The sequence below is a fragment of the Thermoflexus hugenholtzii genome (assembly GCF_018771565.1).
Classification (GTDB): Bacteria; Chloroflexota; Anaerolineae; order Thermoflexales; family Thermoflexaceae; genus Thermoflexus; species Thermoflexus hugenholtzii_A.
In genome coordinates, this window is sequence record NZ_CP076326.1 from 309,306 (window position 1) to 328,535 (window position 19,230).

21 protein-coding genes and 2 pseudogenes are annotated in these 19,230 nt (G+C 69.0%); 5 read left to right on the forward strand and 18 right to left on the reverse strand.

Annotated features, from left to right (window positions below; all coding sequences use genetic code 11):
* The first annotated feature begins 1 nt into the window (after position 1).
* The 3 genes from KNN16_RS01520 to KNN16_RS01530 all read left to right on the forward strand — a co-directional run bounded on the left by KNN16_RS01520 (position 2) and on the right by KNN16_RS01530 (position 1,418).
* Complete coding sequence (locus KNN16_RS01520; protein WP_303898254.1) at positions 2-523, forward strand: type II toxin-antitoxin system VapC family toxin; 522 nt, start codon at positions 2-4, stop codon at positions 521-523.
* A gap of 66 nt (positions 524-589) precedes the next feature.
* Positions 590-901 (forward strand): hypothetical protein, encoded by a 312-nt coding sequence (locus tag KNN16_RS01525; protein ID WP_303898257.1) that lies wholly within the window; start codon positions 590-592, stop codon positions 899-901.
* Position 902: 1 nt separating this feature from the next.
* Positions 903-1,418 (forward strand): type II toxin-antitoxin system VapC family toxin, encoded by a 516-nt coding sequence (locus KNN16_RS01530; RefSeq protein WP_303898260.1) that lies wholly within the window; start codon positions 903-905, stop codon positions 1,416-1,418.
* Positions 1,419-1,688: 270 nt separating this feature from the next.
* Here the strand turns inward: KNN16_RS01530 and KNN16_RS01535 are convergent, their stop codons facing one another.
* The 18 genes and pseudogenes from KNN16_RS01535 to KNN16_RS01615 form a co-directional block, all read right to left on the reverse strand.
* Complete coding sequence (locus tag KNN16_RS01535) at positions 1,689-2,696, reverse strand: BMP family ABC transporter substrate-binding protein (RefSeq protein WP_303898262.1); 1,008 nt, start codon at positions 2,694-2,696, stop codon at positions 1,689-1,691.
* Complete coding sequence (locus KNN16_RS01540; RefSeq protein ID WP_303898265.1) at positions 2,693-3,700, reverse strand: response regulator; 1,008 nt, start codon at positions 3,698-3,700, stop codon at positions 2,693-2,695. Before KNN16_RS01540 ends, KNN16_RS01535 begins: the two co-directional genes overlap by 4 nt.
* 9 nt (positions 3,701-3,709) lie before the next feature.
* Positions 3,710-4,081, reverse strand: a complete 372-nt coding sequence (locus tag KNN16_RS01545; protein ID WP_299287179.1) for a hypothetical protein — start codon at positions 4,079-4,081, stop codon at positions 3,710-3,712.
* 24 nt (positions 4,082-4,105) lie between these two features.
* A complete protein-coding gene (locus KNN16_RS01550) occupies positions 4,106-4,651 on the reverse strand; it encodes a TlpA disulfide reductase family protein (RefSeq protein ID WP_303898269.1) in 546 nt (181 codons plus the stop codon).
* A 19-nt stretch (positions 4,652-4,670) separates the two neighbouring features.
* Positions 4,671-4,802 (reverse strand): annotated as a pseudogene (locus KNN16_RS01555) (cytochrome c biogenesis protein CcdA); the annotation flags it as partial.
* A 96-nt stretch (positions 4,803-4,898) separates the two neighbouring features.
* A pseudogene (locus tag KNN16_RS01560) lies at positions 4,899-5,450 on the reverse strand (cytochrome c biogenesis CcdA family protein); the annotation flags it as partial.
* Entirely contained in the window at positions 5,437-5,595 is a 159-nt protein-coding gene (locus tag KNN16_RS01565) for a CcmD family protein (RefSeq protein ID WP_299287173.1), read from the reverse strand. The gene KNN16_RS01565 and the pseudogene KNN16_RS01560, both read right to left, overlap by 14 nt.
* Before the next feature lie 24 nt (positions 5,596-5,619).
* Positions 5,620-6,312: a cytochrome c biogenesis protein gene (locus tag KNN16_RS01570; protein WP_299287170.1), complete on the reverse strand. Its 693-nt coding sequence runs from the start codon at positions 6,310-6,312 to the stop codon at positions 5,620-5,622.
* Between the two features lie 39 nt (positions 6,313-6,351).
* Positions 6,352-7,860: a heme ABC exporter ATP-binding protein CcmA gene (gene ccmA / locus KNN16_RS01575; RefSeq protein WP_303898273.1), complete on the reverse strand. Its 1,509-nt coding sequence runs from the start codon at positions 7,858-7,860 to the stop codon at positions 6,352-6,354.
* Positions 7,861-9,440: 1,580 nt separating this feature from the next.
* Complete coding sequence (locus KNN16_RS01580) at positions 9,441-11,159, reverse strand: c-type cytochrome (RefSeq protein WP_303898276.1); 1,719 nt, start codon at positions 11,157-11,159, stop codon at positions 9,441-9,443.
* The gene (locus KNN16_RS01585) at positions 11,156-11,506 is read right to left on the reverse strand and encodes a hypothetical protein (protein WP_299287161.1); all 351 of its coding nucleotides are present in this window, start codon (positions 11,504-11,506) and stop codon (positions 11,156-11,158) included. Before KNN16_RS01585 ends, KNN16_RS01580 begins: the two co-directional genes overlap by 4 nt.
* A 9-nt stretch (positions 11,507-11,515) precedes the next feature.
* Entirely contained in the window at positions 11,516-12,055 is a 540-nt protein-coding gene (locus KNN16_RS01590) for a TlpA disulfide reductase family protein (protein ID WP_303898279.1), read from the reverse strand.
* Positions 12,056-12,064: 9 nt separating this feature from the next.
* Positions 12,065-12,571 (reverse strand): cytochrome c-type biogenesis protein CcmH, encoded by a 507-nt coding sequence (locus KNN16_RS01595; RefSeq protein WP_303898282.1) that lies wholly within the window; start codon positions 12,569-12,571, stop codon positions 12,065-12,067.
* Between the two features lie 9 nt (positions 12,572-12,580).
* Entirely contained in the window at positions 12,581-14,587 is a 2,007-nt protein-coding gene (locus tag KNN16_RS01600) for a heme lyase CcmF/NrfE family subunit (protein WP_303898284.1), read from the reverse strand.
* A complete protein-coding gene (locus KNN16_RS15070) occupies positions 14,584-14,967 on the reverse strand; it encodes a HEPN domain-containing protein (RefSeq protein WP_369685868.1) in 384 nt (127 codons plus the stop codon). Before KNN16_RS15070 ends, KNN16_RS01600 begins: the two co-directional genes overlap by 4 nt.
* A complete protein-coding gene (locus KNN16_RS01605) occupies positions 14,927-15,310 on the reverse strand; it encodes a nucleotidyltransferase domain-containing protein (protein WP_303898286.1) in 384 nt (127 codons plus the stop codon). The genes KNN16_RS15070 and KNN16_RS01605 overlap by 41 nt, the downstream gene beginning before the upstream one ends.
* A 10-nt stretch (positions 15,311-15,320) precedes the next feature.
* A complete protein-coding gene (locus tag KNN16_RS01610) occupies positions 15,321-15,740 on the reverse strand; it encodes a cytochrome c maturation protein CcmE (RefSeq protein WP_299286351.1) in 420 nt (139 codons plus the stop codon).
* A 213-nt stretch (positions 15,741-15,953) separates the two neighbouring features.
* The gene (locus KNN16_RS01615) at positions 15,954-16,340 is read right to left on the reverse strand and encodes an ASCH domain-containing protein (protein ID WP_303898289.1); all 387 of its coding nucleotides are present in this window, start codon (positions 16,338-16,340) and stop codon (positions 15,954-15,956) included.
* Positions 16,341-16,696: 356 nt separating this feature from the next.
* Here KNN16_RS01615 and KNN16_RS01620 point away from each other — a divergent pair, with 356 nt between their 5' ends.
* Both KNN16_RS01620 and KNN16_RS01625 read left to right on the forward strand, forming a co-directional pair.
* The gene (locus KNN16_RS01620; RefSeq protein ID WP_303898292.1) at positions 16,697-18,382 is read left to right on the forward strand and encodes an NAD(P)H-hydrate dehydratase; all 1,686 of its coding nucleotides are present in this window, start codon (positions 16,697-16,699) and stop codon (positions 18,380-18,382) included.
* A 28-nt stretch (positions 18,383-18,410) separates the two neighbouring features.
* Entirely contained in the window at positions 18,411-19,121 is a 711-nt protein-coding gene (locus KNN16_RS01625) for a nicotinate-nicotinamide nucleotide adenylyltransferase (protein WP_303898294.1), read from the forward strand.
* Positions 19,122-19,230: the final 109 nt, after the last annotated feature.

Here is a 19,230-nt window from a genome sequence, read left to right on the forward strand (position 1 = left end):
AATGGCCCTTTATTACCTGGATGCCAGCGCGCTGGTGAAATACTACATCCGAGAGCCCGGCAGCGCCTGGGTGAGGGGCCTGATAAACGCCCGGTTGCCTGACAGCGGTGTGCCCGCCCATCCGATTTGGATCTCCGAAGCCAGCATCGTGGAATGCGCGGCAGCCTTCGCTGTCCTTCACCGGAGAGGGCGGATTTCTCTTAAGGCGCGCGATGGGGCTTTTCGGGCTTTTATGCGGGATATCGCCAGCGAGGTTTTCTATCCCCTTCCGGTGCGGACTTCGGACTTTCAGTTCGCCGCCCACCTCACCCAGCGCCACCCCTTGAAGGCTTACGATGCCGTTCAGCTGGCTGTCGCCTTGCGATACGCCCGCATTCTGGCGGCTTTCGGGCTTCCCCTGATTTTCGTCAGCGGGGACGCGGCGCTTCTGGCCGCCGCTCGGGCGGAGGGCCTTCCCACCGACAACCCCTTCGACCACGTCGCCCCGGAGGACACCCCGGACCCTTCCGGATATCTGGCGTGATCTGCATTCGGTTGGGATTTGGTCTTTGGTCGGGCTGGGGGTATGATGGGAAGCGGGAGGTGTTCGATGCGGGAAGTGGAGCGGGAGCTGTTGGAGCTGAGGGTTCGATTGGAGCGGTTGGAGCGGCGGGTGCGGCAGCTGGCGGGGGAGGAGCCGGAGGTTCCTCCACCGACGCCTGGTGTGCTGCCTGATTCCCGGCATCTGATCGCCTGGCTGCGGTCCCAGGGGCTGATTCGGGAGCCGACGCCGGAGGAGCGGCAGCTGGCCGCCGAATGGGAGGCGCTGCCGGAAGAAGAGAAGGAAGCCCATATCCGCCTGATGCATCGTCTGATCCTGGACCCACCTCTCAGCCGGATCATCATGGAGAGCCGCCGGTGATATGGCCTTTTACTATTTTGATGCCAGCGCGCTCGTCAAATACTATGTGACAGAACCGGGAAGCACGTGGGTTCGTCACCTTGTGGAAGATCGAGATTCCGAGACCGAATGGGTTCACACCATTTTCGTTGCCGAAATCACCCGTGTGGAAGTTGCGGCAGGGCTGGCGGTGATCGAACGCATCGGACGGATTCGGAGAGCCCAGCGGGATCGAGAGTATCGGCGTTTTGTGAGCCAGTTTGTCTCCCGATATGCGGTTATACCGCTGGTCACCGCTGATCTGGAATATGCTGCGGATTTGACCCAGCAATACCCTCTTAAAGCCTACGATGCCGTTCAGCTGGCTGTCGCCTTGCGATACGCCCGCATTCTGGCGGCTTTCGGGCTTCCCCTGATTTTCGTCAGCGGGGACGCGGCGCTTCTGGCCGCCGCTCGGGCGGAAGGCCTTCCCACCGACAACCCCTTCGACCACGTCGCCCCGGAGGACACCCCGGACCCTTCCGGAAGCCCAGGATGACCCGCATTCGGTTGGGGTTTTGCCTTTGGTCCGATGAGATGGATCGAGCGCGGGGATGCCTAATCGGGAAATCGGGACAGGGGTTGGGACGAAAGCCTTCACTGTAGGAGCGGCTTCAGCCGCGACCCTTGCGCCATCGAAGACGAAAGGTTTGGGATTGTGAGGGAGGGCTCCATCCGTGGCCCTCAGGATCTTGAAGGCAGAGGTTCGGGGCGAAAGCCTCTCCTGCAAGAAATTCATCGTGTCGGCACGGCTTTCGCCGCGACCTTTTTAGGGCGTCGGGCACGGGGTTGGCTGCAGGGCGCGCTCCCGCAGGGCCTGCTGGAGCTCCCGGGGGGCTCGATGGAAGAAGGCCGGGCTCCCTCGCCAGGCGATCCCGCCCGCCTGCCACCCCAGGGTCCGATGGATCCCGAAGGGGAGCTCCCCGCGCCGGCTCTGACGCAGCGTCCGCCGCACGACCTCATCGACCGCCGGGGTGACGGAGCCGAGCAGGGCCTCCATCGCCGAGGAGCGCATGGCCGCATACCGGTCATACCAGTCCGCGCCGACGCCGATGGCGTATCGCCGCAGGGCGCCCGCCGCCTCGAAGAGGCCGGCGCTGCTCCCCCCCGCCAGCCCCGCCGCGATGGGGACCCCCTGCGCATACAGGCGCAGGGCCGCCTCGAATCCGGCGATAGGGTCCCGATCCGAGGCCACGGTCTCGACCCGCAGGGCCTCCGGCGGCGTCCCGGCCGCCCGCGCGCCGCACGCGTAGCCCTCCCACAGCGCCTCCGCCCCCGGGCCGATCAGCGCGCCGATGGGCTGGCGCGTCCGCGCCGGATCCGCCCACCGACCGGCGATGTAGCCGGCCACCCAGCCCATCTCCCATTCATCGAAGGAAATCGCGAGGACGTTGGGCGGGATGGCTTGCTCTGGCGGCAGGCCGAGGAGGACGAACCGCTTCCCCGGGAAGATCCGCGCCATCTCCAGGCCCAGGCGGGCAGGCCCCTCCATGCCGATGAGGAACAGACGATGGTTCGGATCCCGCACGGCCTCACGGATCATCCGTTCCCAGGAAAGGGGATCGTATCCCATGGCGATCAGGGGGACGCTCACACCCTCGCTGCGCTGAAAGGCGCCCACGCCGGCGGCGGCGAAGTCGAAGGGTCCGCGATCTCCTCCCACTCCTTCCATCAGGACGATCACGGAGGTCAGCGAGGGCCGCGGGGTTGCAGGGCGGGAGAGGCAGCTCCCCATCAGGATCAGCCCGAGGGCGGCGATCCGGATCCACGTCCTCATCCTGTCTCTTCCGGCTCCTCACCGAGATCCGGGATCAGGCCGCGAGCGCGGGCTTCCTCATAGGTCAGGAGCTCTCCCGTTCCGGCCTCCTCCATCTCCCACGCTTCCTCCGGCGGGAGCGGGAAGGCCTCGGGCGTGGGGACCGGGGATGCTTCCCCGGGACCGGTTTCCGAAGCGGGCGGGGCGGGAGGCTCGGCGGAGGGTTCGGGGGCTTCCATGCTGAGTCCCTGCAGCCGGGCCCGGGCTTCCCGGAGCTCCAGGGCGACCAGGCCGGGCTTGATGGACCGGGGGACCAGGACGAGGAGGTGAAAGCCGGGAGCCAGGCGGCTGCCGTAAAGGGCCCAACGCTCTCCCTCCCAGGCCTGACCGGTCCATCCCGGCTCCCCCAGGAAGGGGATCAGACGATTCATGGCTTCTTCGATCTGCCCCACCGCGCGGGCCATCTCCTGAGCGGCGTCCTCCGGGAGCCGGCCGTGGGCGGCCAGCAAAGATCCCCCCGGGCCGATCAGCACGGCGAGCTCCGCCCCGAGGCGGGCCTGTAAGTCCCGCAGGGTCTCGGTGGCGCGGGCGCGCTGGTCCGGTGGGAGGACCGCCGAGGGCGGGGCGCTCTCCGTCAGAGGACGACCCGGCCCGGCCTTCCGGCGGGCAAGGGCCCGGGCGGCCGCTTCTGTGACCTCGGCGGCGGTAAAGGGCTTGGCGATGAAATCCGCGATCCCCTCCCGGAAGGCCTGGATGACCGTCCCCACGTCGGCGAAGCCGCTTAAGGCGATCACCGGGATCTCAGGGAAGGATTCCCGGAGACGGCGGATCAGGGCCATCCCGCCCATCCCCCCCATCCGGAGGTCGGTGATCACCAGATCCACCTCCGTGCCCTCCAGGATCTGCAGGGCGCGCTCGGCGCTGGGGGCGGTGCGCACGGTGTAGCCGGCCACCGCCAGGATGTCGCTCAGGGTCTGAAGGGCATCGATCGAATCATCCACCACCAGCACGCAGGGTGCCCGCATCGCCCGGCCTCACCTTCCGGTGGTGATGGCCCGTAGCGTCAGGCCGACCATGATGGCCAGCACCACGCTGTAAATCAGCTGTTCCCGTCGCCCGTCGCGGCCGCGGGTGTAAGCATACACCAGAGGAAGGGCCAGGGCCATGACCACGCCATACAGGAAGTGTATGCCGCCCCGGGCCGGCCACAGGCGCATCAGGACCATCCCCAGCCCCAGCAGCCCCTGGACGAGGATCACGCCTTCCAGGATCAGGAGCGCCCCCCAGAAGTCCCCGCGCACCCCTTCCCCACGGAAATACCGCCAGAACCCCCAGAGGGCGCAGATCAGGACGAAGAAGAGGATGGTCTGGCTGAGCCGGTCGTGCAGCAGGATCAGGGTCCCCATCCCTTCGCTCCGGCGAAGAGGTCGTCAGCGCAGCCCCAGAAGGGGACGGATGGTCTGCTCCACGTCTTCCCGACCTTTCAGGATGCCCACCTTCACGCGGTGGACGATCCCCTCGCGGGTGATGAACACGGTGGTGGGCACTCCGAAGATGCGGTAGTCCCGCTCCGCCCGCCCGTTGGGATCCAGAAGGATGGGGAAGGGCAGGTCGAATTCTTCCACGAACTTCCGCACCTCGCCGAAGTCGTCCTGGGAGGTCAGGTTGACTCCCAGGATCTCCAGGCCCTGCGCGTGATAATCCCGGTAGATCGCGGCCAGCAGGGGCATCTCCTCCCGGCATGGGACGCACCAGCTGGCCCAGAAGTTGAGCAGGACCACCTTCCCCCGTAGATCCCGCAGGCGCACCGTCCCCCCGTCCAGGCGCTCCAGCTCGAGATCAGGCGCCGGGATCCCGGTGGTCAGTCCCATGGGGACGGGGGTGGCGGGGGCCGGCGTGGGCGGGCTGGCGGCGCCCCGCTGACAGGCCATCAGGAGCAGCGCCCCCAGGGCGAGGACCATCCCGGCTTTACGCATGGGCTCCTCCCAGGGCGCGTCCGCTGAGATAGCCCAGATAGGCGGGGACCAGCGGGAACACGCATGGCGAGAAGAAGGAAAGGAGCCCTGCCAGGAAGGCGACCGGATAGCCCAGCCCCACCCCGGGCCCCACATCCAGGAACAGGCCCATCCGGAAGGTCCATACCCGCAGGTGGGTGAAGGTTGGGATCCACGGAGGGACCTCGAAGCCCGGGAAGAAGAACCGCAGCGCGTCCAGCAGCACCATTGCGCCGACGAGGATCAGGAAAACGCCGCTGATGGCCTGGAGGGTCGGCAGGAACCGGCGCATCCGGCGCATGCCAGCCAGGGCTCGATCCAGCAGGAGGGCGATGACCAGGAAGGGGATCCCGAGGCCGGCGGCGTAAGCGGCCAGCAGCCCCAGAGCCTGGCCGGCGGTCTCCTGCTGGAAAGTGAGGGTGAGGATCGCCCCCAGGGTGGGGCCGACGCAGGGGGTCCATCCGGCGGCGAAGAAGATGCCCATCAGGGCGGAGGTGAGATAGCCCATGGGCCGCAGCTCGACGTGGGGCCGCCACTCGGAGAGGATCAGGGCGGAGATCCCGGGGATGGGGACCCCCAGGATGGCCAGCCCCATCAGGATCACCAGGGTTCCGCCGAGCGCGGCCAGGAGATCGCGCCCGCCGAAGAAGAGCTGGCCCAGCAGGGTGGCGGCCCCACCCCAGGCGAAGACGAACACTACGGAGAACCCCAGGACGAAGGCGAGGGCGTGGGAGAAGACACGCCACCGGAGGGAGAGGGAAGTCGCCTCACCGGCCTGCATGGGGCTCCTCCTCGCGCTCCGGGTTCAACCGCGCCCGCAGGCGGGCCAGCCGTTCCTCCAGGGCGCGCTGCCGGCGCAGCAGGGAAAGCACGTAAAGAAACGTCACACCCCAGAACACCAGATACGCCGCGATCAGATAGCTCATCCTCCGACCCCCGGGGGATGTTTCTCACTCTTCTATAGATGCTTCCAGCGCCTCCAGGGTTTCCTGGGCACGCTGGATCCGGTAGCGCAGCATCAGCAGGACGCTGAACAGCAGCGTCCAGGCGGCCAGGCTGATGAGCATCGTGTGCACCATCCGCGGGGTGAGGCCGAACTGGCCCTGGGCCTCCGCGGAGACACTGGGGCCCAACACGATGGGGTGGATGGTGCGGAGCAGGCGGGCGGAGAGATAGGTGATGGGCACGGTGATGAAGGCCACGATGGCGTAGACCGCGGCGAACCGCGCCCGGGTCTCCGGGTTCTCCACCGCCCCCCGCAGCAGCAGATAGGCCAGATACACCACCCAGGTGATCGTCGTCGTGGTCAGCCGCGGGTCCCAGGTCCACCAGGTGTTCCAGACCGGCCGGGCCCAGAGGGAGCCCGTGACGATGGCCATGGTCAACAGCACCAGGCCGACCTCCACCGCGGCGTGGCTCAGCGCGTCCCAGCGCGCCGCCCGGGTCCGCAGGTAGGCGACGGCGCCGGCCAGGGCCACGGCGAAAGCCAGAAAGCCGGACCACGCCGTGCTCACGTGGAAGTAAAAGATCCGCTGCACGTCGCCCATCTTCGCTTCGCGGGGCGCGTAGACGAAGACCGCCAGGGTGGCCAGGACCATCATGGCGGCCGTGATGCCGATCCAGATCCGCTCGGTGGTTTTCATCGCGTCATACTCCGGAATCGGAAGCGCGAACCGGCGAGCTCAGGCGCCCGCCGCCTCTTCGAAGATCAGTCCGCCCACGGTCAGGAGGATGATATCATACGCCAGCATCATCTGCATCCATGTCCCCCATCCCTCGGGGTCCCCCTCCAGGGCCGCCCGGGTGCCCTGGATCCCGGCGATGAGCAGCGGGGCGGCGACCGGGAACAGTAAGATGGGCAGCAGCAGCTCCCGGGTGCGGGTTGCCATGGCCATCGCAGATAGGAGGGTGGTCACCCCCGCCAGCCCGGCTGTCCCCAGGCCCAGCAGCAGCAGGATCCGGGGCTCCCAGAGGGAAAGGTTGAAGAAGACCGCGGCGGCCAGCAGGGAGAGACCGATCACCAGCGCGAGCAGGAGCCCGTGGACGAGGGCCTTGCCGGCGAACAAGGCGCTGCGATCCGCCGGGGCCATGAGCAACCCCTCCCACGTCCCTCGGTCCATCTCCGCCGCCATCATCCGTCCCACCCCCAGACTGCTGGCGAAAAGAAGCAGCATCCAGAGGAAGGCCGGGACCACGGCGCGGGCCAAGTCCGGGCGCAGCTCGAAGGCCGCCCCGAACAGGAACAGGCTCAGCCCGGCCAGGGTGAGGGTCGGCATCAGGGCCTCCCGGGCCCGCCCCTCCACGCGCAGGTCCTTCCCGAGCAACGCCCGGAGCACGCGCAGCTCCCCGCGCCCGCCGGTTGGAGCCCCCGGTGAGGCGCGCCGGGGGGTCCTGGCGCTTCCCTCCGGTTGCATCCGGCTGGGCGCCGGCTCCTGCCTCAGGGGCGGACGAAGGGCCTGTCGGTCCCCGGCTGGCCGGAGAGCGAACGCATAGATCTCCCGCAGTGCCTCCGCGGGGAGATCCTGCGGAGTGCCTTCCGCGACATCGCGCCCGCCGGCCAACACCACCACCCGATGGGCCAGGGAGGCGGCCGCCGGCTCATGCAGGGCGATCAATAGGGCACGCCCCTGATCGGCCAGCATCCGGAGGGCCTCCTGTGCCCGGTCCATCCCCACCACGTCCAGTCCGGTGAAGGGTTCGTCCAGGAGCAGCACCGGGGCCGGGGAGAGCAGCACCCGGGCCAGGGCGAGCCGTTGCAGCATCCCTCGGGAGAACGTCCGAACCGGATCCCCGGCGCGGTCCGCCAGGCCCATCCGCTCCAGGGCCGCGCGCAGCGCCTCGGGATCCTCCGGCCAGCCGTAGAGGCGCTGGGCGAAACGCAGGTTCTCCTCAGCGGTGAGGTCCGGGTAGAGCCAGGGCTGATGGCCCAGCAAGGTGACCTGCGCCCGCACCCCGGGGCCGTCCGGCGGCCAGCGCCGGTCCCCTACATAGACGACGCCGGCCGTGGGGCGGAGGAGGGTGGCCAGCACCCGGAGCAGGGTGCTTTTGCCGGCGCCGTTCGGCCCCATCAGGGCCACGATCTCTCCGGGGCGCACGCTCAGGGAGACCCCGCGCAGCGCCCACCGGGGACCGAAGGCCTTCGCCACCCCATCCGCGCGCAGGATCGGGGGCGCGCCCCACGCGGTTCCCATTTCCTCTCCGCGAGCCTGGGTCCGGACATCCACGAGCGGTGCCGATCTCCTTATGGAATCCGATTTCGGTCGACTCCGGCCGACGGCCGGAGGCTTTCCCGCCGATTGAAATCGGCCTCTCCGGGCGCTGCGCGCCGGGCGTCGGCCTTCGCCGACGCAGAAGACACCTTCCCGGTCGGCGCAGGCCGACCGTTGGCCGAAGGCCTTCCGAGGTCGAATTCATTCGGCGCACAGGCCGACCGATGGCCGAAGGCTTTCCCGCCGATTGAAATCGGCCTCTCCGGGCGCTCCGCGCCGGGCGTCGGCCTTCGCCGACGCAGGGAACGCTTTTCGGTCGGCACAGGTCGACCGGTTGGCTGAAGGCCTTCCGAGGCCGAATTCATTCGGCGCACAGGCCGGCCGACGGCCGGAGGCTTTCCCGCCGATTGAAATCGGCCTTCTCAGGCGCTTTTGCGCCGGGCGTCGGCCTCCGCCGACGCAAATGAGATCTCCCGGTCGGCGCAGGCCGGCCGATGGCCGGAGGCCTTCCCGCCGATTGAAATCGGCCTCTCCGGGCGCTGCGCGCCAAGCGTCGGCCTCCACCGACGCAGAAGATACCTTCCCGGTCGGCGCAGGCCGGCCGATGGCCGGAGGCCTTCCCGCCGATTGAAATCGGCCTCTCCGGGCGCTGCGCGCCGGGCGTCGGCCTTCGCCGACGCAGAAGACACCTTCCCGGTCGGCGCAGGCCGACCGTTGGCCGAAGGCCTTCCGAGGTCGAATTCATTCGGCGCACAGGCCGACCGATGGCCGAAGGCTTTCCCGCCGATTGAAATCGGCCTCTCCGGGCGCTCCGCGCCGGGCGTCGGCCTCCGCCGACGCAGAAGACACCTTCTCGGTCGGCGCAGGCCGACCGTTGGCTGAAGGCCTTCCGAGGCCGAATTCATTCGGCGCACAGGCCGGCCGTCGGCCGAAGGCTTTCCCGCCGATTGAAATCGGCCTTCTCAGGCGCTTTTGCGCCGGGCGTCGGCCTTCGCCGACGCAGAAGACACCTTCCCGGTCGGCACAGGCCGACCGATGGCCGAAGGCCTTCCGAGGTCGAATTCATTCGGCGCACAGGCCGACCGATGGCCGAAGGCTTTCCCGCCGATTGAAATCGGCCTCTCCGGGCGCTGCGCGCCGGGCGTCGGCCTTCGCCGACGCAGAAGACACCTTCCCGGTCGGCGCAGGCCGACCGTTGGCCGAAGGCCTTCCGAGGCCGAATTCATTCGGCGCACAGGCCGGCCGACGGCCGAAGGCTTTCCCGCCGATTGAAATCGGCCTCTCCGGGCGCTCCGCGCCAAGCGTCGGCCTCCGCCGACGCAGAAGACACCTTCTCGGTCGGCGCAGGCCGACCGTTGGCCGAAGGCCTTCAAAGGCCGAATTCATTCGGCGCACAGGCCGGCCGTCGGCCGAAGGCCTTGGCGCCGATTGAAATCGGCCTCCGCCGACGCAAAAGGTGCTTTTCCAGGTCGGCGTAGGCCGACCACCGGCCAAAGGCCCCTGGAGGCCGAATTCATTCGGCGCACAGGCCGACCGATGGCCGAAGGCCCTCCAGGTCGAATTCATTCGACGCCCATCCGGCGCATGGCGCGGGCCTTCAGGGCGGCCCGCCGCCGGCGGTAGGTCGCCTCGTCCACCTCCCCCGCCGCGTAGGCCTCGTCCAGTCGGGCGAGCTCCTCGATGGGATCCACCTGTCGGCCCCACCTGAACCATACCATCCCGGCCGCCAGCCCTGCGCCGAGGATCAGCAGGACCGGGACCAGCCAGCCGGGAGCCGCCGAGCGGGGCCGCAGGGCAAGGGTGATCGCCTGCCCCGGATCCGGAGGCCGGATCTCATAGAGACGATACACCGTTGATCCCAGGGTGCGCAGTCCCAGATCCCGGATCCCGGGGCCGGTCGCTTCCATCGCGTCGCCTGCGATCAGGAGGTTCCACTGGGCGACCGGATACAGGGAGCGCAGGGTCAGCGTCCGCGCCCGGGCCAGGGGGAGCTCATACCCGAACGCCGCCTGATAGCCCATCCCGGGCGGGATGGCCGCGGTGTCGATCAAGCGTTCTCCTTCCTGTCGGTAACGGGCGCCCAGCTCGCCCTCGGCGATCTGAAGGTTGGACGCGCCCGGAGGAAGGAAGAAGATCATCCCGGGGTTCCCGGCGCCTCCATAGGCGGCCGATCCCCGGTTTGAGTAGATCCAGATCTCGGTCACCAGCAGGCGATCCGCCAGCGGCTGTAGGATCCAGTGGGCCTGATCGATGTGGATCCCTCCGGGGTCCGCTGTCCGGTCGAAGACCATCAGCGTCACTGTGAGCGCATGCCCGGCGGTCAGGGTGAGCGGATGGGCCGCCGGGTAAGCGATCTCCTGCCACTCCGCCATCGGGAGGTAATCGGCCTCCGCATACACCGGCACCTCAGGGAAGCGGAAGCTCCCATCGGCCGCCGTGCGGGTCGTCTGCGAGAAGATCGGGGAGGACCCGATCAGGGCGTAGAGGGTGACGGTGACGCCGGCCGCGGGCGCCTCGGTCGCTCCGTGGAGGACCTGGCCGCTCACCTCGGCGCTCCCGGTCGGGCGGGGTGGATCCCGAACCTCTCGATCCGCGACGGTGAAGGCCAGATCCGGGAGATAAGCGACGAGGGCCTGCCGGATCTCCGGGGCGAGCTCGGGCAGCCCGGCGTGGGCGGGGACCCGTTCCGGCCGCAGCGCTTCGATCCATGCGGCGGGGGCTGCCCGGAGCAGCCGCTCCGGATCCGCGAGGGAAGCCGCCCCCTCGCGTCCATCCGCGCCGTGGCATGCCGCGCACGCCTCCCGGTAGCGCTGTGGGGCGCTGGCCCGGGCTTCGGGCGGCACGGCCAGAGACCATGCGTAGAAAACGACGGCCCAGCGCTCCGCCTCGCTGAGGGCGTTCGCCCAGGGCGGCATGCCCCGCTCCGGTCGCCCCTCACTGACCACTCGGAACCAGTCCCACAGGGAAGCGGTGCGGGCCGCGAAGTCCTGCGTCAGGTCCAGGCGGGCGTCCGGGAAGCGGGCGCGGAGGGCGGTCGCCTGAGGGCCGTCGCCGCGCCCCAGCGCGCCGTGGCACGCGGCGCAGCGCTCCCGGAAGATCGTCTGGCCGGTCTTGAGGGAGAGGGAGGCCGGGGGAAGCGCCGGCGTGGGGGTGGGCATCGGCTGGGTCCGGAAGGGAACATCGCCGGCGGGCGGAGGGGCGGCCAGGGTCAGGGAGCAGCCGGTGAGGAGGATCCCGGCGAGCAGAAGCGGGAGGAGGGTGTGGGGAAGGCGTGGGCTCATCGCGGCTTCCTCCGGAGCTGGGCTCGGCGAGCCCGGACCGCCGCCTCGATCCGGGCCTCAAGATCCGGGATCTCGCCTTCTCCTTGCAAGGCCTGTCCCACCGCAACGCCCTCCTGCAGGTAACGCTGCCGCAGGGCCTGATAATCCTCCTCCGGGATCTTCCCCATCCGCCAATCCGTCTCCAGATCCCACAGGGCCCTCAGGATCCGCTCATACTGCGCCCGGAGGGCCTCCCGATCTTGCGGCGGATGGAGCGGTTCTTTCCCCCGGAGCGGGCTCAGGACGTAGAGCAGGGTGAGCAGGGTGATCCCAAAGCCGATCAGCAGGGTCACGAGGGTCTCTCCCATCCCGCGCTCCTATTTGACCAGCGGATCGAGAACGGCCTCCAGCTCCCCGGGCCGGATCGGCGCCGCCTTATAGAAAACCACCCGGCCCTCCGGGTCCACCACGAAGGTCTCGGGGACGCCGGTGATGCGATACAGACGGGAGATCCGCGTGCCCAAATCGGGGCCGTTGGGGTAGGTGATCTCGAACCGCCGCAGGTAATCCAGGGCAGCGGAGGGGACGTCCAGGTAATCCACGCCCACGAAGATCACGCCGCGCTCCCGGTATTTCCGCCACAGGGCTTCGAGCAACGGAGCTTCCTCCTCGCATGGCTTGCACCAGGAGGCCCAGAAGTTGATCACCACGGGACGTCCGCGCCATTCTCGCAGCCGGAACTCCCGGATCCCCAGCCCGCCGTCGTAGCCCTCATAAAGCGAGAGGGTGAAATCCGGCGCCGGCCCGGCGGTCGGCGCGGTCCGCCCTCGTTCGATGAAGGCCCAGCCGAGCAGGGCGAGGAAGATCAGGGCGAGGGCGAGGGCCGCTCCCCAACCCCATCGTCCCATCCGGGCCATGCGGTCCTCCTACCAGTTCTCCCGCACCCACCGATCCAGGGCGCGGGCGGCTTCATCGGAGCCGGCCTCCGGGGGCACCTCCGGCGCGGGCGCCGGGCGGCGCCAGCGGGCGAGGCGGGAGGCCAGCCACAGCCCGGCGGCGGGCAGCCCGAGGGCCGGGATCAGCCACACTCCCAGACCGATCCCCCGGGGGGGCGGGACGGCCAGCACGCGCATCCCATAGCGGGAGACGAAGAAATCCACGATCTCCGTCTCGCTCCGGCCGGCCGCGAGCATGGAGCGGATCTCCTCCTTCCACTGGATGCACGTGGGCGTGTCGCAGACGTCCAGCGGCACGTTCTCGCAAACCGGGCAATACAGCTGTCGGGCCACCCGGTTGACCTCGTCGTCGGGCACCGGGGGGACCGGGGTCTGGGCCCCGGCGGGCCGGGCTACCGCCAGGGCCCAAACCAGGAAGATAGCGCCCAGCGCAAAGCCGAGAGGGCGGGGTCCTTGAAGGTATGCGGACTTCCGCATGGCTTTCCCTCACGAGATCATCGACGGCTCTTCCTGAAGCCGGGGACGGATCATCTGTGGGACTGGGGCCGGCGCGGGCCGAGGCCACACGGCCACCAGCGTCCCCAGGATCAGGACGATCCCTCCGATCCAGATCCAGGAGACCAGCGGGTTGATGAAGATCTTGAAGGTCGCCCGGTTCCCACCCTCCACCCATCCGCTCAGCAGAATATAAAGATCCTCCTTGAGCGTGGCCCGCAGGGCCGGGGGCGTCAGGCTCTCTCCGCTGTCGTATTGCAGCACGTAGGGGTAAAGATCGGCGAGGAGATTCCCCCGGGCGTCGAAAGCCCGCACCCAGGCCTGAGTGACCACCACGTCCGGCTCCGTCGCCGGGGTGTATTGCCGGATCCCCTGATACACCAGCCGGTAGCCGCCGAAGGAGAGCGCCTCTCCCAGCTGGAGGGTGCGCTGGGTTTCCTGCGGGTAAGCCTGGGAGCCGATCACCCCGATCCCAATCAGGACCACGCCGAGGTGGACAAGGTAACCCCCGTAACGGCGGGGGCTGCGGGCCAGCAGCCGGGCCAGGGCGGTCGGCCAGGGCTCCCCCGTGGCGCGGCGCCGCGCCCGCACCCCCAGCGCATAATCCAGCAGGGTCCCCCACCCGGCGAAGGCGCAAAGGCCGAATCCCACCAGGGCCCACGGTAGGGACACCCCCAGGGCGCGGGCGAGGGCCATCGCCCCCAGCCCGGCCATGGCCGAGGAGCCCACCGCCAGCCTCAGGGAAGCCCCCGGCGTCCGCCGCCAGCGGAGGAAGGGGATCACCCCCATCAGCAGATAGAGGCCCGCGAACAGCGGCCCGGTCACCCGGTTGTAATATGGGGGGCCCACCGTGAGCTTCTCGTTGAACAGCAGCTCGGAGAACATCGGATAGAACGTGCCCCAGAAGACGGCGAAGGCGATCCCCAGGAAGAGCCAGTTGTTGAGCAGGAAGAATGTCTCCCGGGAGAGCCAGGACTCGATGCGGTTCTCCGCCCGCAGGAGCTCCCAGCGCACGGTCAGCAGGGCCAGGGAGCCCACCAGCACCAGCCCCATGTAGATCAGGAAGGGCACCCCGATGGCCGAGCGGGCGAAGGCGTGCACGGAGGCGATCACCCCGGTGCGCGTGATGAACGTCCCCAGGATCACCAGGGCGTAGGTGAGGATGATCAGCAGCGCCGTCCACACCTTCAGCATGCCCCGGCGCTCCTGCACCATCACCGAGTGCAGGAAAGCGGTCCCCGTCAGCCAGGGGAGCAGGGCCGCGTTCTCCACCGGATCCCATCCCCAGTAGCCGCCCCAGCCCAGCACGTCGTAGGCCCAGCGGGCCCCCACCAGCAGGCCCAGGCTCAGGAACAGCCAGGCCACCAGGGTCCACCGCCGCAGCAGCGGGATCCATTCATCATCCCGCCGGCCGGCCAGCAGGGCGGCGATGACGATGGCGTAGGGGACGGTGAAGCCGACGAAGCCGAGGTAGAGCAGGGGGGGATGGGCGATCATCCCCGGATGGCGCAGCAGGGGATTCAACCCCCGTCCATCCGCCGGGGGGACCGGGAAGGTCTCGAAGGGGTTGGCGAAGAACCGGTTGAGCAGCAGGAAGAACGTTTGGGTCAGCAGCAGGACGCCGGCGATGAACGGCCGCAGATCGCGGGGGAAGCGATCGGCGCGGGCCATGGCCGCGAAGAGGAAGAGGCTCATCAGCCAGGACCAGAAGAGCAGGGAGCCGTTCTGGCCGCCCCACAGGGCGGTGATCTTGAGGAAGAGCGGCTGAGTCTGCCGGGAGACCTGGGCGACGTAGATCAGGCGGAAGTCATCCGCGAGGAGGGCGGACTCCAGCAGGAGCACGGCCAGGGTGAGCAGCGGCGCCATCACCAGGCCGATGCGCCGGGCCACCTCCTCCCATCGCGCCTCCCGGCGCCACCCCGCATAAAAGGCCAGGGCCGTCCCCGCCAGGCCCAGCCCCCACGCCAGATCCAGCACCAGCTCCCCCAGCAGACTCATCGCAGTGCCTCCACTCGTCGAAGGGCTTCTCGGGCTCGATCCAGGGCCTCCAAGGCCTCCGCACGGCCCGGCCATCCTTCAGGTAGCATCCCGGGTAGCGCGTCAGGATATCGGGGCGGAATGTCGAAACGATCCATGCGTAGCGACTTTCCCTCCAGGTCAGATAGAGATAAACCGCGAACTCGAGCGATGAGATCCGCAATCTTATGGGTTCTGGGAGGCAGCTTGCCCTCGGCCTCCAAGCAGGCTTTAAGGGCCTTTTCGATAGCTTGGTGCGCGTGAAAGCAAGTCTGATTGTAGATTTCGTCCTCAAAAGCCAGCTCCGCCATTCGCAAGTCCTCACGGGCGAAGCGGAGCCAATGTTCCGGAAGGGGATTCATAGAGCACCACTCCCTTCGCCAGCACTTCCTCGCGGAAGAAGGGACGGTTCCGGATCTCCTCGAACTCCTCAGGGGTGTAGACCAGGAGATCCACGCCCACGCGGGGACGGAAGCGCTCCAGGAGCTCTCCGATGCGCTCCAGGAACGGGCGCGAGGAGGGCATCACCACGACCAGATCCAGATCTGAGTCCGGATGGAGCCGGCCCTCCGCCAGGGAGCCGAACAGGATCACCCGTTGAGGGACATAATGGGTTCGCAGGAAGTCCAGGAAGCGGGCCAGCTCGGCCTCCAGGGCGGCCCGCCGCCGCTGGAGCTCCTCCGGGGGAGAGACCTCCCGGACCATCCAAGCCCTCCTATCGGGAGGATCCCGTGGCGGCCTCCTCTTCATAACGCGTCGGGCATTTGAGGAGGAGGGTCCGGGCGTAGAACACCCCATCCGGCCCCAGGGTGCCCTCCACGATCGCCTGGGCCTCGTTCTGGAGGAGGTCCGGCTTCACCCCCTGGTAGACCACCTTGAGCGGCGGGACCTTACCGATGTCGGCCACGCGGTCCACCAGGCCGAACTCGATATAGAGCGTCTCCGGGTCGTAGCGGATCGTCCCGCCGTCGACGATCCCTGAGAGGCGGATGGGGCGGCCCTGCAGGCTCGCCGCCCGCGCCTTCAGCTCGGAGACGGTGAGGTAATACTGGGACGCGCTGCGCAACCCGTTGACGATCAGCATTCCGATGGCAGCGATGAGCAAACCGCCTCCCACCCAAAAGCGAGCGCGCATCTGAGGCCTCCCGCCACGTGCTCTGCTCTGAGTCTAACATATCCAGGATGTTTTTTCTATCTCTCGTTGGGGAATCGAGAGCCGGCGCTCCACAATCCGCGAGGACGAAGCCTTGCGAGGTGGCAAGAGAGGGAACGCCTGCCTTCACCGACCAGGGAGGCGTCCGGGGGAAGGCGCGAGGCGGGCCCGCAAGGGTCCAGGCGCTGGTGGCGTTCAGGGACGGGCCCTACGGGCTCTTCGAGATGGGGGCTCCTCCAGCCGGATCCAGACCACCGGCCCCCGGGGGCGGGAGATGGGGATCGGCTCAGGGAAGGCCTGAGGGTCGGTGAACACCCAGATGTAAAGCGGACGCCCCTGGGCGTAAGCCTCCAGGAACTCGGGATCCGCCCGGTGCCGGGAGCGCTGATGCCGCAGGGCCTCCACCGAGACCGGGCCCCGCACTTCCGCCAGCACCGCCGTCCCGATCCACCCCCGCGGGCTGACGATCCCGATGCGCCCCCGGATATGCGTCGGATACCGGCGGATCTCCCAGGTCTTCTTCCCCAACACGATGTATGTGGCGTAAGGCTCCTGCACGATCAACCCCAGCTCCGGGCGCATCGCTTTCCCTCCTGGCTTGCGATATAACGGCGCGACCCCTGATCTTGAAGCAATCGAACATGCTCCATCAGAAAGAGATCACCCTTCCCGACGTGCCTGGTCGATCTCTTCAGCCGACGGCGCTGGCCCCAGATCCGCGCACAGGCCCCACAACGATTTCCGCGGGGCAGGCCTCATCGACATGAACTCGCGCTGGATGTCCGAAGCGATCGGCTCGATTCAACGCACTTTGTCCAACAACGAGAGCGGCTTGATCAGGTCCATCGCTTTCCCTCCCCGTTCGCTATATATTTTACTGGTAGGCAACCGATGGCCCGGAGGCCCGGGCGGATTCTGTTCTCCTGGGAGCCTCACGGATGAAAGCGCTCACCGTCGCGCAGATGCGCCAGGCGGAGGCCGCGGCGGACGCCGCTGGCCACACCTACGCGCGGATGATGGAACGGGCCGGCCAGGCGGTGGCCGCCGAGATCATGCGACGGATGCCCGTCCAGGGGCGGCGGATCCTGGTGCTGGTCGGCCCCGGCAACAACGGGGGAGACGGCCTGACGGCGGCCCGCCTGCTGAAGGAGGCCGGGGCGGAGGTGGCCTGTTACCTCCTCAAACCCCGAGAGGAGACCGATCCCGTCTTCCAGGCGGCGAAGGCGGCCGGCTGCTTCATCGCCCAGGCCGGCGACGACCGCACGTGGCGGGTGCTCCGCCTCTGGGTCCGCAGCGCCGCGGTCGTTGTCGACGCCCTGCTGGGGACCGGGACCACGCGCCCGCTGGAGGGGGACCTGTTGCGGATGCTCCAGATCGTGCGCGCCGAGGTGAGCGATCGGCGGCCGTGGCCGGCCTCCTTCTTCGCCCCGGGCGCCCCCCTGGCTCCCACAGCCTGGAGCTCCCGGGTGCCCCCCGAGCCCTGGCTGGTGGCCGTGGATGGGCCCACCGGGATGAACTACGACACCGGGGAGCTGGACCCCAACGCCTTCCACGCCGATCTCACCGTGACCTTCGCGCATCCGAAGGTCGGTCACTTCCGGTTCCCGGCCGCGCACGCCGTGGGGGAGCTGGTGGTGGCGGACATCGGGATCGATCCGAAGTGGGTCCCGGAGGGCGCCTTCGAGGTGATGGACGCGGCGATGGCGCGGGCCTGGCGTCCCCCACGCCCGGCGGACGCTCACAAGAACACGTTCGGGAAGGTCGTGGTGGTGGCGGGATCCACGAACTACCCGGGCGCGCCCGGGCTGGCCGCCCACGCGGCGGCGCGCGTCGGCGCCGGATGGGTCACCCTGGCGATCCCTCGAACGATCTACCCGGTCCTGGCGGCGCGGACGGCGGAGATCACCTACATCCTGCTGCCGGATGAGCTGGGCGTCCTGATCCCCGATGCCGTGGAAGTGCTGGCGAAGGCCGTCGAGGGCTACGCCGCCATGGTCCTCGGGCCGGGGCTCACCCAGGAGAAGGAAGCGATGGCCTTCGTCCACCGGATGTTCGGGATGGAGCGGGCCCTCAAACGCGGACGCCTGGGCTTCCAGCTGGAGCCGGAGACCGCGGAGGCCCCTCCGCCGGCCTTCTCCTGGCCGCCTCTGATCGTGGACGCCGACGGCCTGAACGCCATCGCCCAGGCCAGGGACTGGGCGGCCCGCCTTCCCGGCCCCGCGATCCTCACCCCTCATCCCGGCGAGATGGCCCGGTTGACCGGGCTGGAGAAAGCGGCCATCGAGGCGGATCGCCTGAGGATCGCCCGGCAGTTCGCCCAGGCCTGGGGCCACGTGGTGGTGCTGAAGGGCGCCTTCACGGTGGTGGCCGCCCCGGATGGCCGGGCCCTGGTGATGCCCTTCGCCAACCCGGCGATGGCCACCGCCGGGACCGGGGATGTGCTGGCAGGAGCCATCGCGGGTCTGCGAGCCCAGGGCCTGGGCCCCTTCGAGGCGGCGGCCCTGGGGGCCTATCTGCACGGCCTGGCCGGCGAGCGGGCCCGCGCGGAGATCGGGGAGGCCGGCGTGACCGCCGGGGACCTCCTCCTCCGCCTCCCGATGGCCCTCCGGGCCCTGGGCGGATAAGCGGACCGTCCTCCCCGGGAGTTCCTCCATGGGTCCTGAACGGGAGGACCTGAACGCGCTTTTGAGGGAGCTGGACCCTCAGGGGCCGCCTCAATGGCGCTGGGTGCATCGGGCAACGCCCGGGGCCCGGCGCATCGGCGTTCTCCCCGCCTCCTTCAATCCTCCCACCCGCGCCCACGTGGCCCTGGTGGAGGCTGCCCGGGCGGCCTTCGCGCTGGAGGAGGGCGTGTTCCTGTTGACCCTCCTCCACGTGGAGAAGCCGCTGGTCGGGTTCGGGATGCGGGAGCGGCTGCGCATGCTCCTCGCCATCGCCCGGGCGCGGCCGGCCTGCAGCGTCGCCCTCTGCAACCGTCCCCGCTTCTTCGAGATGGCGCAGGCCCTCCGGGAGGCAGTAGGGGAGGGACCCGAGCTCTTCTTCCTGATGGGCGGCGACACCCTGGTCCGCCTGTTCGATCCCCGCTACTATCCGGATATGGCGATGGAAGCGGCCCTGGAGGCCCTGTTCGCCACCGCCCGCCTGGTCGTCGCGCCCCGCCCCCCATGGGATCTCCCCGCCCTGGAGGCCTTCCGAAACGATCCCGCCCGCGCCCCCTATCGGGAGCGCATCGCTTTCCTCGCTCTTCCCTCCGATCTCGCCGGGATCTCCTCTACGGAGGTCCGCCAGCGCCTGGCCCGCGGGGAGCCCGTCGACGATCAGGTGCCCCCGGAGATCCTGCCCGATCTCGCCGGCATCCGATAGCACGCTCCCCCCCGGACCTTTGTCCCTCCTCGGCGTTTCATACACTTTTGTAAAATCGGTTTGAAAATGGAGAAACGCGGAGTTTCGGGATCCCTACGGCGGGGGCGGG

Bases quoted from the DNA above. Each gene is read 5' to 3' on its own strand.
- KNN16_RS01520 (WP_303898254.1), top strand. From the start codon at position 2: ATGGCCCTTTATTACCTGGATGCCAGCGCGCTGGTGAAATACTACATC.
- KNN16_RS01525 (WP_303898257.1), top strand. From the start codon at position 590: ATGCGGGAAGTGGAGCGGGAGCTGTTGGAGCTGAGGGTTCGATTGGAG.
- KNN16_RS01530 (WP_303898260.1), top strand. From the start codon at position 903: ATGGCCTTTTACTATTTTGATGCCAGCGCGCTCGTCAAATACTATGTG.
- KNN16_RS01535 (WP_303898262.1), bottom strand. From the start codon at position 2,696: ATGAGGACGTGGATCCGGATCGCCGCCCTCGGGCTGATCCTGATGGGG.
- KNN16_RS01540 (WP_303898265.1), bottom strand. From the start codon at position 3,700: ATGCGGGCACCCTGCGTGCTGGTGGTGGATGATTCGATCGATGCCCTT.
- KNN16_RS01545 (WP_299287179.1), bottom strand. From the start codon at position 4,081: ATGGGGACCCTGATCCTGCTGCACGACCGGCTCAGCCAGACCATCCTC.
- KNN16_RS01550 (WP_303898269.1), bottom strand. From the start codon at position 4,651: ATGCGTAAAGCCGGGATGGTCCTCGCCCTGGGGGCGCTGCTCCTGATG.
- KNN16_RS01565 (WP_299287173.1), bottom strand. From the start codon at position 5,595: ATGAGCTATCTGATCGCGGCGTATCTGGTGTTCTGGGGTGTGACGTTT.
- KNN16_RS01570 (WP_299287170.1), bottom strand. From the start codon at position 6,312: ATGAAAACCACCGAGCGGATCTGGATCGGCATCACGGCCGCCATGATG.
- ccmA (WP_303898273.1), bottom strand. From the start codon at position 7,860: ATGGGAACCGCGTGGGGCGCGCCCCCGATCCTGCGCGCGGATGGGGTG.
- KNN16_RS01580 (WP_303898276.1), bottom strand. From the start codon at position 11,159: ATGAGCCCACGCCTTCCCCACACCCTCCTCCCGCTTCTGCTCGCCGGG.
- KNN16_RS01585 (WP_299287161.1), bottom strand. From the start codon at position 11,506: ATGGGAGAGACCCTCGTGACCCTGCTGATCGGCTTTGGGATCACCCTG.
- KNN16_RS01590 (WP_303898279.1), bottom strand. From the start codon at position 12,055: ATGGCCCGGATGGGACGATGGGGTTGGGGAGCGGCCCTCGCCCTCGCC.
- KNN16_RS01595 (WP_303898282.1), bottom strand. From the start codon at position 12,571: ATGCGGAAGTCCGCATACCTTCAAGGACCCCGCCCTCTCGGCTTTGCG.
- KNN16_RS01600 (WP_303898284.1), bottom strand. From the start codon at position 14,587: ATGAGTCTGCTGGGGGAGCTGGTGCTGGATCTGGCGTGGGGGCTGGGC.
- KNN16_RS15070 (WP_369685868.1), bottom strand. From the start codon at position 14,967: ATGAATCCCCTTCCGGAACATTGGCTCCGCTTCGCCCGTGAGGACTTG.
- KNN16_RS01605 (WP_303898286.1), bottom strand. From the start codon at position 15,310: ATGGTCCGGGAGGTCTCTCCCCCGGAGGAGCTCCAGCGGCGGCGGGCC.
- KNN16_RS01610 (WP_299286351.1), bottom strand. From the start codon at position 15,740: ATGCGCGCTCGCTTTTGGGTGGGAGGCGGTTTGCTCATCGCTGCCATC.
- KNN16_RS01615 (WP_303898289.1), bottom strand. From the start codon at position 16,340: ATGCGCCCGGAGCTGGGGTTGATCGTGCAGGAGCCTTACGCCACATAC.
- KNN16_RS01620 (WP_303898292.1), top strand. From the start codon at position 16,697: ATGAAAGCGCTCACCGTCGCGCAGATGCGCCAGGCGGAGGCCGCGGCG.
- KNN16_RS01625 (WP_303898294.1), top strand. From the start codon at position 18,411: ATGGGTCCTGAACGGGAGGACCTGAACGCGCTTTTGAGGGAGCTGGAC.